Below are 13,337 nucleotides of genomic sequence, written 5' to 3' on the forward strand. Positions count from 1 at the left end.
TATGAGGGTTAAAAAAATTACGGAACTTAACAGGATTTCGATAGATGAATTTAAGGCTGCAGAAAAAACTCCGTTGGTTGTTATTTTAGATAACGTAAGGAGTTTGAATAATATAGGATCGGTTTTTCGTACTTCAGATGCATTTTTGATAGAATCTGTTTGTCTATGCGGGATAACAGCTTGTCCACCAAATGCAGAAATACACAAAACGGCTTTAGGGGCTGAGGATTCTGTAGATTGGGCGTATTATAAAGATACGAGAGAAGCTGTCAGGGAATTGAAAAACAGAGGTTTTACTATTTGTGCTATAGAGCAGGCTGAGCGCAGTATTAAGCTCGATGAACTGGTGTTGGATAAGGCTAAAGGATATGCTGTCGTTTTAGGAAACGAAGTGAAAGGTGTCCGGCAGGAGGTTGTGGATTTATGTGATTGTTGTATCGAAATTCCTCAGTATGGAACAAAACATTCATTGAATGTTTCCGTTGCAGCAGGTATTGTTATGTGGGAATTTTTTAAACAGTTGGGGTAACTTTGCGATATTTTTGTTAGTTTTGCAGTTGGACTTTAATAATATAGATGTATAACGTAAGGCTATGATCACAGAATCAGATAAACTTTATCTTGAGGAAAAAGGTATTTCCCCGGAAGAATTTCAAAAACAAATCGACAGTTTCAAAAAAGGATTTCCATTTTTGGAAATATCAGCTCCTGCTTCGGTCGAAAAAGGAATAATGGTAGTTTCAGATAATGAGGAACAAAAATATTTGGATGCATGGAGTAAATATGCATCTTCGGGTCGTAAGATAATGAAGTTTGTTCCAGCCTCAGGTGCTGCCAGCAGAATGTTTAAGGATTTGTTTGAATTCCTGGATGCGCCCTACAATGTACCCACTTCTGCATTTGAAAAAGCTTTCTTTGAAGGACTCGAAAAGTTCGCTTTTTATGAAGAATTAGATGCAGTTTGTATCAAAAATGAAGGTAAAGATATCGAGACTTTGTTAGCAGGAGGTGACTATAAATCCGTAGTGAAGAATCTACTGAAAGTGGAAGGGCTTAATTATGGAAGTTTGCCAAAAGGGTTACTTCGGTTTCACCGCTACGACGGTTTTTCCCGCACTCCGGCCGAAGAGCACTTGCAGGAAGGTTATCTGTATGCCCGAAATGACAAAGGAGAGATAAATCTTCATTTTACAGTGTCTCCGGAACATCGAAGCTTGTTTGAAAAGTTGATTAGCTCGGAAAAAGAAAAAGCTGAAAAAGAATTGTCGGTTAGTTATAATATAAGTTTTAGCGAGCAAAAGTCCAGCACAGATACTGTAGCTGTGGATGCAGATAACGAGCCATTCAGGGATGATGATAAGATCGTATTCAGACCTGGAGGACATGGAGCACTGATTGAGAATCTGAATGATTTGGATGCGGATATTATCTTTGTGAAAAATATAGATAATACAGTGCCTGATAAATACAAAGAAATTGAGACTAAATATAAGAAGATACTGGCAGGTGTGCTGGTGGAAACTCAGGGGAAAGTTTTCGATTATTTGAAGCTTTTGGATAGTGGAAAATATACCCATGACGAATTGTTGGAGATTCTACATTTTGTGCAGAGTGTGCTGAATGTAAAGAATCCTGATACAAAATTCCTGGAAGATGCAGAGCTTGTTCTTTATCTAAAACGTAAACTGGACAGACCATGTCGTGCCTGCGGTATGGTAAGGAATGTCGGGGAGCCCGGCGGAGGACCGTTTTTGGCGGTGAATTCGGATAAAACGGTTTCTCTTCAGATTCTGGAAAGTTCACAGATAGATATGTCAGATGAGGCAAAAAAAGAGATGTTTAAAAGTGGGACACACTTTAATCCTGTAGATATTGTGTGTAGTGTAAAAGATTACAGAGGATACCATTTCAATCTGAAAGATTATGTGGATTACAATACAGGGTTTATATCTATCAAGTCGAAAAATGGAAAGGAGCTAAAGGCTTTGGAGCTACCCGGATTATGGAATGGGGCTATGTCTGATTGGAATACAATATTTGTAGAAGTTCCTATTGAGACTTTTAATCCTGTGAAAACTGTAAATGATTTATTGAGAGGACGCCATTTGTGATTGTATACCAGTTGATTGACGTTTTCTCTTGTGTGTGATGGAAAACGGATCATTTTTAACTAAAAAATGGCTTAAAATGTTCATTAATAAGAAAAAAAAATTATCTTTGTAGGGAATTTTGAAGATACATGAAACTTTATAAACTTGTCTTCCTTATGGTATTTTTAGGATAACATTTTGATTTTGACTGACTTTAATAAAACTACAATAATGAAACTTCGATTAGTATTAGTCGTATTACTTCTTCTGCCCTTATTTCTTAAAGGGCAATCTGATGTGATATTTTACTCCAAAGGTAAGATGTATGTCAAATATAAAGATGCTACAGCACCTGAAGTGAAAGGCGAAAGTTCGTCTACTACTTTGTATATCAGTGGTTCTGCTAAATTTGTTACAGGCGCATCAATTAAACAAAAAGGACGTACGGAAATAACAAAAGATTTTATTAATGCTAAAGATCCCAGTAAAAAGGATGATACTGACGAGTCTCCACAGCTTTTTGTAGGAAAAGATGATTCCACGGAAGATGATGGTGTTATTGCTTTTGTGGGTAAGCCTCTTTGGAATGCTACTTTAGGAAGGAATGTGGCTACATTGCAACGTATATATGGTAACAATCTGGATGTTGCAACTGCGACATGGGATAGAAGCCTGCAGAAGCAGTATAATTGGGTGAATTTTCCTACTATTAGTGTAGAGAAAGGGGAACCTGTAAGCATATCAGAAGGAGGAAAGACTAAATATACTGATGACTGGCGCAATTTAGGTTACCTTGTGGTTGATACATCAGCTGCGATTTCTGTTGATTATATTCGTGCTGATAAGCATAACCGTTTTGCGGTTAACGCTTCCTATGATAAAAACGATGTGGATCGTATAAATAGTGGACATGCGAGAATTAATCATGTTCACTCTAAGACGCTGGCCGATCCTTTGGCTTTGGCCAGATACAGTCAGGTGAATCTGAAAATGTATGATTATGAAACCGGTTCATCACCTGTTGATGATGGTGCTTTCGAGGCAGGTTCTATAGCTAACAGACCTGTTCCGTCTTCAAGCACATTTGGTAAAACGTTAAGAACCGGTGTGCCACATCCTCAGGGCGAAGGCTGGAATTATTTGACAGGATTTACTCCTCCTTTCGAGCAATTGGGGGCTGATTATATGTTTTATCATACATTGACTAAACCAAATGGAAGTAGTATTACTTCTTATGAGGGACCTATTGTAGACCCTTTCTTCAGGATGCAGGCCGGACGCGGATACTTTATCAGTATGGAAGTTTCGCATGCAGACCATACTTCAGGGGAAGGTAATATTAATGGAAGATGGGATTTCTTTGGAAGCAACAGAGGTATATTTAATGAAAGACGTGCAAGGGGTGGATATGTTTTTAATCGTAGTGTTTTTCAGGATTATCTGTCTGTTCCGGAAGATCAGTTGTTAGCCGGAGAACAAAGAATGGATAACTTTAGCCGTTTCCTGTATGATAATACAACAGTAGCGGGGATATTCGATCAGGCAACTAAACTTCCGCTTTCCACAACATATAATGTATATGGAGAAACCGATAGACCATTGAAAGGATTGAACCTTCCTCAATGGATGGAGGAAGTTAATGGAGTAAATAAAGATAGATCGAGGTACGAGTTGATGGATCAGGAAAAGTTTAATGTTGGGCCGGTAACAGTAGATTTGGTACCAGGTTTAAACTTCTTGGGAAATCCGTTCATGGCTCCGATAAGTTTAAATCCATTGTTAGGCTTTAATGCCAATCCTGAAAATGATGGTACTTATGCTGAGCTTGGAGAGGCTTCGGGTATTGCAAATGGATTTGAATCCACAATGTTTACACCAGCCGGGGCATCTTCTAAAGTAACTATATCTTCTGTTTCTCCAACTGCTGATGTGAGGGCTAAATATTGGCTGATAAATCAGGCTTTGGTTAAATATTATCCAACTGAAAATATATTCCGTTATCGGACAACTTACGACTTTGTGAGCCGGGTAGGAGCTTCAGCTATATCTGATGTTCAACCGGGTAGGACGTCTGCTCCGGGTACAGGTATTCCTTCTACAGAAGGCGGAGCAAACTGGAATCCATTGACCCATGTTATTTCTCCTATGCAAATGTTTTGTTTGCAAGCGAGCAAGTCTGTAACTATAAAGATAGATTCTGCATTGCAGGTTTTTGGATTGCCTCGTTTTGCTAAAAGTGCAGAGGCGACTAAGGCTTCAGTCAGTGGAGATAACACCTCAATAATGAAAGACTGGTTTATTGTAGAAGCTAAAAGTAATAATGGGCTTGCTGCAGATAGAGCTACGGTTATTTTCAATGATAATGCCAAACCCCAGTATAAGGAAGATTCGTACGATACGCGAAAAGGTGTATCAGAAGCGTTTGAAACGTATGAGGATGTGATAAACGGTAAACCAACCAAAACCTCATTTGAGCAAAGTAAAGCAATCGTTTATACAAAATCCAGTGATCAAGAAAATCTCTTAGGAAATGCAATTCCTACGCAGACAAAAGAGTTAGCTCTGTATTTTATGACACCTTCTTCAACACAGGAGATGACCTTAAGATTTTATGGTTTGGAAAATATAGAATCTGTTCCCGGTGTATGGCTTATTGATAGATATTTAGATAATAAAACAGTGAAGATTACTCCTGAAACTGAGTATACATTTGTATCAGAGGCTGCATCGAACTCTACTAGTGAAGTAAATGATAATCGTTTTATTCTTCGCTTCTATGATGCCGGAGGATCTGTTATAGAGAAAGAACAGATGGCAATATCTTGCTATTATAACTCATCTACATTGTATATATCCGGTTTAATTGAAGATGATGTGAATAGCGATGTCGTTATCTATGATATGCAAGGACGTCTGATGGGACGCACAAAGATTACAGAATTACAGCAACCGTGGTCATATGTGAAGCCACTGAATATTGGTACATACATTGCAAAAATTACAGGAAAAAGAAATCATACAGTTAAATTTGTGAATTTACAGAACTAAATACAACGACGTAAGCTAAGTTAAGTTACACAGACACGCACGCACGTAAAATAAAGATAGATGAAAACGAAACTACGAATATTGATGTTTTTGACGTTATTCTTTTGTTTAACGATTCCTTCGGTATCCATCCAGGCTGAGGAGATTCTTGATGCCCCGGTTATAACAAATGATTTACCTTCAACTTCATATCTGAAAAAAGAGAAGAGATCCATAGCCAGCGATAACCAAACTTCAGCATTGGCTGCGCCAGCACGGGGGTTTTTGGCTAAATCGAGTTCTTGGGAAGATCCATTCTTGCCAGGTGAGGATGAATGGTCTAATCCGGGTAATGTCGGTGCACCGATTGGTGATGTTTCATTACCTATCATTTTGTCTATATTATTCTTATATATGGTATATAGAGGAGTGACTACATCGAGGCGACGAAATAATCTTTAGAATTATAATTATATAGACATATAAATATAAGAAAGAGGGTATCTGCATATATTGCGGATACCCTCTTGCATTTGTTTTTGTCTATAGGATGGGTTCTTACAAAAAGTAAGATTATGGCCGGAATGAATTCGATAATGTTTTTGTCTCTGTTTTATCTAGCTCTATTTTTTTTGATGGCTTTTAAAAACTTCTGATATATAATAGACAATTAAGTATTTATTTTTGTTCAATCCATTTTACTATTTTATCGCAAAACGGATCTTCACGTGGCGGGACGAAATCAACCAGATGGCCGTTTTCATCAATCATAAATTTTTGAAAATTCCATTGTACCTCAGTATCCAATTTGCCATTTTCTGCTTTTTCGGTAAGCCATTTATAGATTGGAGCTTTGTTTTCTCCAACTACATCTATTTTGCTCATCATCGGGAAGGATACATTATAATTTAGTGTACAGAATGTTTTGATTTCTTCGTCTGTTCCTGGCTCCTGTCCATTGAAGTTGTTGGCAGGAAAGCCTATGACAACAAAATTACTATCTTTATATTTTTCATATAATTCTTGTAGCTTTGTATATTGAGGTGTTAAGCCGCATTTGGAAGCTACATTTACAACCAGAACTTTTTTCCCTTTCAAAGAAGAGAAGTCGAATTCTTTTCCATTAATATCCTTTACTTTGAAATCATACAAAGTCTTATCTTCCTGAACCATGGATATCATTATTAAGCTAAAAAATAAAGCAAGTGTCAGCTGTTTCATACCTTTTGTATTTGATTAACTAATAAATAAAACAATTAAGTACTGATAAAGTTTAAGAGCAGTTGGTTGTTTACCTTATTTATTTTCTAAAATAGTTTCGATATGTTTCAAATAGTTTTGAAAATATTTTGAAATGTTCCGATAATTTCTTTTTTTTGTATAGTGAAACTGAAAAAACTAATGTATGAGTACCAATCAGCCTAATTCAGCAAAGTTGTTCGATGTTATCATCATCGGAGGAGGTGCTACCGGAGCCGGAGTAGCCCGCGATTGTTCTCGTCGGGGGTTGCATGTATTGTTATTGGAAAGATTTGATATAGCGACAGGTGCTACCGGACGCAATCATGGCTTGCTTCACAGTGGTGCGCGTTATGCGGTCACAGATAGGGAGTCGGCAGAAGAATGTATAAAAGAGAACATGATTCTGAAAAGAATAGCCAGTCATTGTGTCGAGGAAACAGATGGATTATTTCTCACCTTGCCTGAAGATGACATAACTTACCAGTCGAAATTTGTGGAGGCCTGTACCATAGCGGGTATCAATGCACAAATAATAGATCCGAGGGAGGCGTTGGCAATAGAGCCTTCTGCTAATAAGGATATCATAGGTGCAGTAAAAGTGCCCGATGGATCGGTCGATCCTTTTCGTCTTACTGCTTCCAATATGATAGATGCGAAGAATTATGGAGCTGTGGTTTATACATATAATGAAGTAATTGGCTTGATTCGTGAGCAAAACAGGATTATAGGAGTAAAGGCTTTTGATCATAAAACGAAAGAAACAAAAGAACTGTATGCCTCTGTTGTAGTAAACGCAGGGGGTATTTGGGGACAACATATATCCGAGTTTGCAGATGTGAAAGTAAATATGCTTCCGGCCAAAGGGGCTTTATTGATTTTTGGCCACCGGATAAACAATATGGTGTTGAATAGGTGTAGAAAGCCTGCTGATGCCGATATACTTGTTCCCGGAGATACAATATCGCTGATAGGTACTACGTCGAGTAATATTCCGTACGACCAGATAGATAATATGATTGTGACCCCGGAAGAAGTGGATACGCTTATCCGCGAAGGGGAAAAGTTAGCTCCGATACTCAACCGGACGCGTATATTACGGGCTTATGCAGGAGTACGGCCCTTAGTTGCTTCTGATAATGACCCTACAGGGCGTAGTGTAAGCCGGGGTATTGTTCTGCTCGATCATGCCAGGCGGGACGGATTGGAAGGATACATTACTATTACAGGAGGTAAATTAATGACTTACCGCCTGATGGCAGAATGGGCCACCGATCTTGTATGTCAAAAACTGAATGTGACAAATAAATGTACTACTGCCGAAGAGAATCTGCCGGGTTCGCGGGAGAAAATGGAAGATATAAGCAAAAAAATAATATCACTTCCCACAGCACAACGTAAATCGGCTATTTACCGTCATGGAGATATGGCCGGTAATTTGTCGGGAAATACAGGGGGTGATAACAGTTTGGTCTGCGAATGTGAAGAGGTGTCGGTAGGTGAGGTAAAATATGCGCTGGAAGAACTGAATGTGACCAATCTGGTTGACCTTCGTCGCCGTACACGAGTAGGGATGGGAACATGTCAGGGGGAACTGTGTGCCTGCCGTGCTGCCGGTATTATGAGTGATGTGGATAAGTTGTGCACAAAGAGTGCCAAAGAAGACTTGGCTTACTTTCTGAACGAACGCTGGAAAGGTATTTATCCCATAGCATGGGGCGATACATTGCGTGAAAGTGAATATACAAACTGGGTATACGAAAGTGTGTGCGGATTGAAGTTGTCACAAAAACAAGAAGGAAAAGATGAAGTTTGATACTGTAATTATAGGAGGAGGCTTATCCGGCCTTGTATGTGGAATACGTTTGTTGCAGCAAGGACACCGTTGTGCGATTGTTTCTTCGGGGCAGAGCGCGTTGCATTTCTCATCAGGTTCGTTCGACCTGTTGAATGTATTGCCTGATGGCGAAGTGGTGACTAATCCGCAGAAGTCAGTAAAGGATTTGATCCGGATGTCGCCTTGCCATCCATATGCAAAATTAGGTGGAGATAAATTTTGTGAATTGGCGGGTGAATCAGAAGCTTTTCTCAGAGGAATAGGCCTCTCTTTTCAAGGTGATTCTATGGGAAATCATTACCGGATAACTCCTATGGGAACATTGAAACCTACCTGGTTGTCGACATCTGATTTTGCTGTCAGTAAATCGGAACGGGAATTACCGTGGAAGAAAGTTTCGATTTTTAATATTGCCGGATTCCTTGATTTCTATCCTCAGTTTATAGCGGACGAATTTGCTAAAGTAGGAACGAGGAGCGATATTCATCTGTTTAGCCTGCCCGGTCTGGATTATCTCCGCCGCAATCCGAGTGAGTTGCGTTCGACAAATATCGCACGGATACTCGATAAGGAATCTAATAAAGATGAATTGATAAGGATATTGGGTAAGGCGGCGCCGGATAGCGATGCTATCATCTTTCCGGCGTGTTTGGGATTGGAAAATGCAAATATGCTTGCCGCCTTGAGGAAGGCCACAGGTAAGCCGATATACCTGATTCCGACATTGCCGCCATCTATAATAGGAATACACACGCAACAGTATATGCACGACTATTTTATTCATCTGGGAGGTGTATATATGTTGGGAGATACGGTGAAGCGGGCTGATATGCAGGATAACAGGGTGACGAAGGTTTATTCCTATAATCACGGTAATATCCCTTTCAATGCTAATAATATAGTTCTGGCAACAGGAAGCTATTTCAGTCAGGGGTTGATCGCTACCCGTTCACGGGTTTACGAGCCTGTGTTCGATCTGGATGTGTCTTACAGTCCCGAGAGGAAAGACTGGTACAACCGGAATATGTTCGATAGCCAGAATTATCAGGAATTTGGTGTAAAGACAAATGAATCATTCAATGCTTTGTGTAAAGGTGAGGTTATAGAGAATCTATATGTTTCCGGTGCCGTCTTAGAAGGATTCAATCCTATAAAAGAGGGCAGTGGGGCAGGGGTTTCCATACTTAGCGCCCTGTTTATAGCGGATGAAATAATTAGTAAAAAAGGAGGACGGTTATGAATCTTCAACAACATAACATAAGTGACAATAATTTCGAACAATGTATCAAATGCACCATCTGTACGGTGTATTGTCCGGTGGCAGCTGTAAATCCCGATTATCCCGGACCAAAACAAGCTGGTCCTGACGGGGAGCGTCTGCGACTGAAAAAGTCGAACTTTTACGACGAAGCATTGAAATATTGCATCAATTGCAAGAGGTGTGAAGTGGCATGCCCTTCTAATGTGAAGATTGGCGACATTATTCAGTCGGCACGGATAAAATACAGTAAGAAAAAACCGAAACTGAGGGATTATATTTTGGCCAATACGGATATTGTAGGCTCGCTAGCTACTCCCTTTGCACCCATCGTGAATCTGGCTTTAGGATTGAAGCCGATGAAGTCAGTACTGGATGTTGCTTTGAAGATAGATCATCACCGTACCTTTCCGAAATATTCGTTCGGTACATTCGAAAGCTGGTATAAGAAGCAGGCGGATAAGCAAAAGAAATTTAAAGAGCAGGTCAGCTATTTTCATGGTTGCTATGCTAATTATAATAATCCACAGTTGGGAAAAGATATGGTAAAGGTGTTTAATGCACTCGGTATAGGCGTTCAGTTGCTTAGAAAAGAGAAGTGCTGTGGAGTGGCGTTGATTTCCAATGGACTTATAGATCAGGCGAAGAAACAAGCGAAAGTGAACATGACTTCTATCAGGGAATCGGTATTGGAAAAGAATATACCTGTAGTGGCAACCTCTTCGACCTGTACTTTTACCATACGAGACGAATATCCTCATTTGTTGGATATCGATACATCTGATGTGAGGGATAATGTAGAGCTTGCAACACGTTATATATATCGCCTGTTAAGTACAACCGATGTAAAGTTGCCGTTCGGTAAAGAAAAAATAAAGGTAGCCTATCATACACCCTGTCATATGGAAAAACTGGGATGGTCGTACTATTCGATAGAATTATTGAAACTGATCCCGAATATAGAACTGAAAGTTCTTGATTCGCAATGCTGTGGTATTGCGGGAACCTATGGGTTTAAAAAAGAGAATTATAAAACATCCCAGGATATTGGCGCACCTTTGTTCGGGCAGATAGAAGCAAGTGATATAGATTATGTAGTAACCGATTGCGAAACATGTAAATGGCAGATAGAAATGTCCACAACAAAGCGTTGTGAGCATCCTATTTCGATTTTAGCAAAAGCTTTGGGTTAATTTAGGTTTCGAATAAAGTTTCGATGAAATTCTATTAAAGTTTCTTTTCGAAATTATAAAAGTTTTGATTTGGAATATAATTTTATCTTTTATAGTTATCTATTTCGAAATTTAGTAAAAGATTAAATTTTGTAAATTGTTTATATATAGTGTTTTATTGTTCTATTGTGAATGCATGTAAATCAATGATGTTAAAAATGAATTTTTACGAAACAAAAGTTTGCAAAAATATGTTATTATCGTTATATTTGTTTATACAGTGAAATAAGATAAGGTATTAATGGATTTTTATATTTCAAAATTAGTTATGCTGCTGTTTTATTTTCTCTAAAAAAAAATCAAGTTATGGAAAGAATTTACAACATTGGAAGTAGCCATGAGGCCAAAATTAACGAATGTCGTCCGTTCGGCGTTCAGAGTTTTGAAGTAGAAGCTGAATATTCTTCTACCTACAATGAAATCTTGAAGATTTTCAGGGAAGCTTTCAGCCTTGTTGATGTTACTCAGATAGTAAAGAAACTGTAAGAAACTCGGTTGGGAAGTCAGTCTTTTTACAGATGATTATATGAATAGATTATACCTGTTTTTATAATCAGGTATTTCGTTCACAAAAAAGATGTATTCATTGGATACATCTTTTTTGTTTCTATAAAAACGAAAAAATGAAGTTTTCTTCTATGATGGGAATGGAGTAATTTTATCTATATAATAAGAGCCGATAGTCTTTAGCTATTAGCTGATAGCTCTTTGATGTATTGAATGGCATATTAGTAAATGACTGAAAAGACAGTTATGTTTGTTACATTTTAACGTTCGTTTTTTTACTACGCGCAATCAAAGATTGCTTGTGTTCCTTTTGCCCAAAGCCGCAAAAGGAACCAAAAACGCTTTAGCACCCCACTTCAAAGGCCGACCCGTTAGCAGAAGAGACGGCTAAACGAAAAAACTCGCTCTGAGGTTTGTATAGCCCGAATCGCCGGATAAGCTCAAACACGTTTTCGTTTTTTAGCCTTTCTCTCCTGACGGGTGCCCGTCCGTGAAGCATACGGCGCCTGCTGACGCGTATTTATTCTTCAAAGGGCTTTGCCTTACTAAGGCGTCAGCGGATGCGCATTAGTGACGCAGGCGGGCACCTGTCCGGTGCAGTCGGCGTAGAAAGGGACGGGGCGATAGCCCGTTTGTCCCCTTCAGCCGGCAAACCGTTGACAGGTCGCCGAGGAACGAAGCGCTAGCCTTTTGGTTCGTTTTGGGCAATGCCAAAATGAACATTCTGACGAAACGAAGTGAAGTCGATAAGAATAGAACATTTTTATATTACAATATACTGTCTCAATTACTGATTGGCTTTAATTCTTAATTGCTTTCCCTGTTACCTTTGTTACTTTTTAACCATATATAGTTAGCAGATGCAAAAATGACAAGATAAAAACAATAAAAAAACTGTCAGATGTGTCAGGTTTTAACTAAATATAGTTAATAAACGTGAATTAGGCAATAAGTTATGAATTATGAGTTGTAAATCATGAATTGGACTTTGCACCTTAGCATCTGTGCGTGAAAATACTGTTTGCTGCTAACTGTAAATCACTTATGCGATAGCTAACGGCTAAAAGCTATCAGCTAAAAGCTGAAGTATCTGTTACCTTTTAACTAAATACAGTTAATATATGAATCGTTTATGACGGTTAAGCAGGTACTATCTTAGGTTTATGTCAACATAAATAAAGCTGACTTGTTTACTAGAAAGGATTTGCAGATTTTATATTTGATAATATTACCGTTTGCTTTCCCTGTTTCCCTTGTGAAATAGTATCTTTACATTCGTAAAAAAATAAATGAAATGGACTTAAATTTAGAAGTATTCTCCATCATCCTATTTTTCGGTGCTTGCTTTGCCGGATTTATCGGTTCACTGACAGGATTGGGTGGGGGAGTTGTGGTAATCCCCTTACTTACTTTGGGGTTTGGCGTAGACATGCGCTATGCGATAGGCGCGGCTTTGGTAACATCGATTGCTACATCGTCGGGCGCGGCGGCGGCTTATATCAAAGAAGGAATAACCAATGTGCGTATAGGGATGTTCCTCGAGATAGCGACTACCACCGGAGCCGTGATAGGCGCTATAGTGGCTATGTATCTCGATAAAGTGTATATTGCTATTATATTCGGCTGTGTATTGATTTTTTCGGCAGTACGCTCTATCAGCAAGAAGGAAGAGAATATAGATTATGCTGCCCCGGGTGATAAGCTGGGCGAAAAATTAAAGCTTAACGGTTCTTATCCCACAAAAGACGGGAAAATAGAAAAATATAATGTACACAATGTCGTGGGTGGTTATTCACTGATGACATTGGCGGGAGTTTTGTCCGGACTGTTAGGCATCGGTTCGGGAGCTTTAAAAGTGCTGGCAATGGATACAGCTATGAAGATACCTTTTAAAGTATCTACCACAACGAGTAACTTCATGGTGGGTGTAACAGCTGCTGCGAGTGCGGTTATTTACCTGCAACGCGGATACATAGACCCCGGACTGGCAATGCCTATCGTTGTGGGAGTATTATTGGGAGCGTTCTTCGGCTCTAAAATACTGCCTAAGACCAATGTGAAAAAATTACGCTTGCTTTTCAGTGTCGTGATTTTCTTCCTAGCTGTTTCGATGATATATAATGGTATAACAGGTAAACTATAAAGGG

General features: G+C 39.1%; 11 protein-coding genes. 9 read left to right on the forward strand and 2 right to left on the reverse strand.

Annotation, left to right across the window (positions count from 1 at the left end):
- Position 1: 1 nt before the first annotated feature.
- From QZL88_RS16850 to QZL88_RS16860, 3 genes are all read left to right on the forward strand, one after another.
- Positions 2-529, forward strand: a complete 528-nt coding sequence (locus QZL88_RS16850) for an RNA methyltransferase (protein WP_296943026.1) — start codon at positions 2-4, stop codon at positions 527-529.
- Positions 530-593: 64 nt separating this feature from the next.
- Entirely contained in the window at positions 594-2,111 is a 1,518-nt protein-coding gene (locus QZL88_RS16855; RefSeq protein ID WP_296943028.1) for a DUF4301 family protein, read from the forward strand.
- Between the two features lie 210 nt (positions 2,112-2,321).
- A complete protein-coding gene (locus QZL88_RS16860) occupies positions 2,322-5,138 on the forward strand; it encodes a T9SS type A sorting domain-containing protein (RefSeq protein WP_296943030.1) in 2,817 nt (938 codons plus the stop codon).
- Positions 5,139-5,158: 20 nt separating this feature from the next.
- Here QZL88_RS16860 and QZL88_RS16865 read toward each other — a convergent pair whose 3' ends face one another.
- Positions 5,159-5,509, reverse strand: a complete 351-nt coding sequence (locus tag QZL88_RS16865) for a hypothetical protein (RefSeq protein ID WP_296943032.1) — start codon at positions 5,507-5,509, stop codon at positions 5,159-5,161.
- Positions 5,510-5,795: 286 nt separating this feature from the next.
- Positions 5,796-6,338, reverse strand: a complete 543-nt coding sequence (locus QZL88_RS16870) for a glutathione peroxidase (protein WP_296943034.1) — start codon at positions 6,336-6,338, stop codon at positions 5,796-5,798.
- A gap of 184 nt (positions 6,339-6,522) precedes the next feature.
- Between QZL88_RS16870 and glpA the strand changes: the two genes are divergently transcribed.
- From glpA to QZL88_RS16900, 6 genes are all read left to right on the forward strand, one after another.
- Entirely contained in the window at positions 6,523-8,172 is a 1,650-nt protein-coding gene (glpA, locus tag QZL88_RS16875) for an anaerobic glycerol-3-phosphate dehydrogenase subunit A (RefSeq protein WP_296943036.1), read from the forward strand.
- Positions 8,162-9,433 (forward strand): glycerol-3-phosphate dehydrogenase subunit GlpB, encoded by a 1,272-nt coding sequence (gene glpB, locus QZL88_RS16880; RefSeq protein ID WP_296943038.1) that lies wholly within the window; start codon positions 8,162-8,164, stop codon positions 9,431-9,433. Before glpA ends, glpB begins: the two co-directional genes overlap by 11 nt.
- Positions 9,430-10,644, forward strand: a complete 1,215-nt coding sequence (gene glpC / locus QZL88_RS16885; RefSeq protein ID WP_296943040.1) for an anaerobic glycerol-3-phosphate dehydrogenase subunit GlpC — start codon at positions 9,430-9,432, stop codon at positions 10,642-10,644. The genes glpB and glpC overlap by 4 nt, the downstream gene beginning before the upstream one ends.
- 345 nt (positions 10,645-10,989) lie before the next feature.
- On the forward strand, positions 10,990-11,169 hold the full coding sequence (locus QZL88_RS16890; protein WP_006799714.1) for a hypothetical protein: 180 nt from the start codon (positions 10,990-10,992) through the stop codon (positions 11,167-11,169).
- 581 nt (positions 11,170-11,750) lie between these two features.
- Entirely contained in the window at positions 11,751-11,876 is a 126-nt protein-coding gene (locus QZL88_RS16895) for a hypothetical protein (RefSeq protein ID WP_296943042.1), read from the forward strand.
- 608 nt (positions 11,877-12,484) lie between these two features.
- Positions 12,485-13,333 carry a sulfite exporter TauE/SafE family protein gene (locus QZL88_RS16900; RefSeq protein ID WP_296943044.1) on the forward strand — a complete coding sequence of 283 codons (849 nt, stop codon included), beginning with the start codon at positions 12,485-12,487 and terminating at the stop codon, positions 13,331-13,333.
- The last annotated feature ends 4 nt before the right edge of the window (positions 13,334-13,337 follow it).

Source organism: uncultured Dysgonomonas sp. (assembly GCF_900079725.1).
Lineage (GTDB): Bacteria > Bacteroidota > Bacteroidia > Bacteroidales > Dysgonomonadaceae > Dysgonomonas.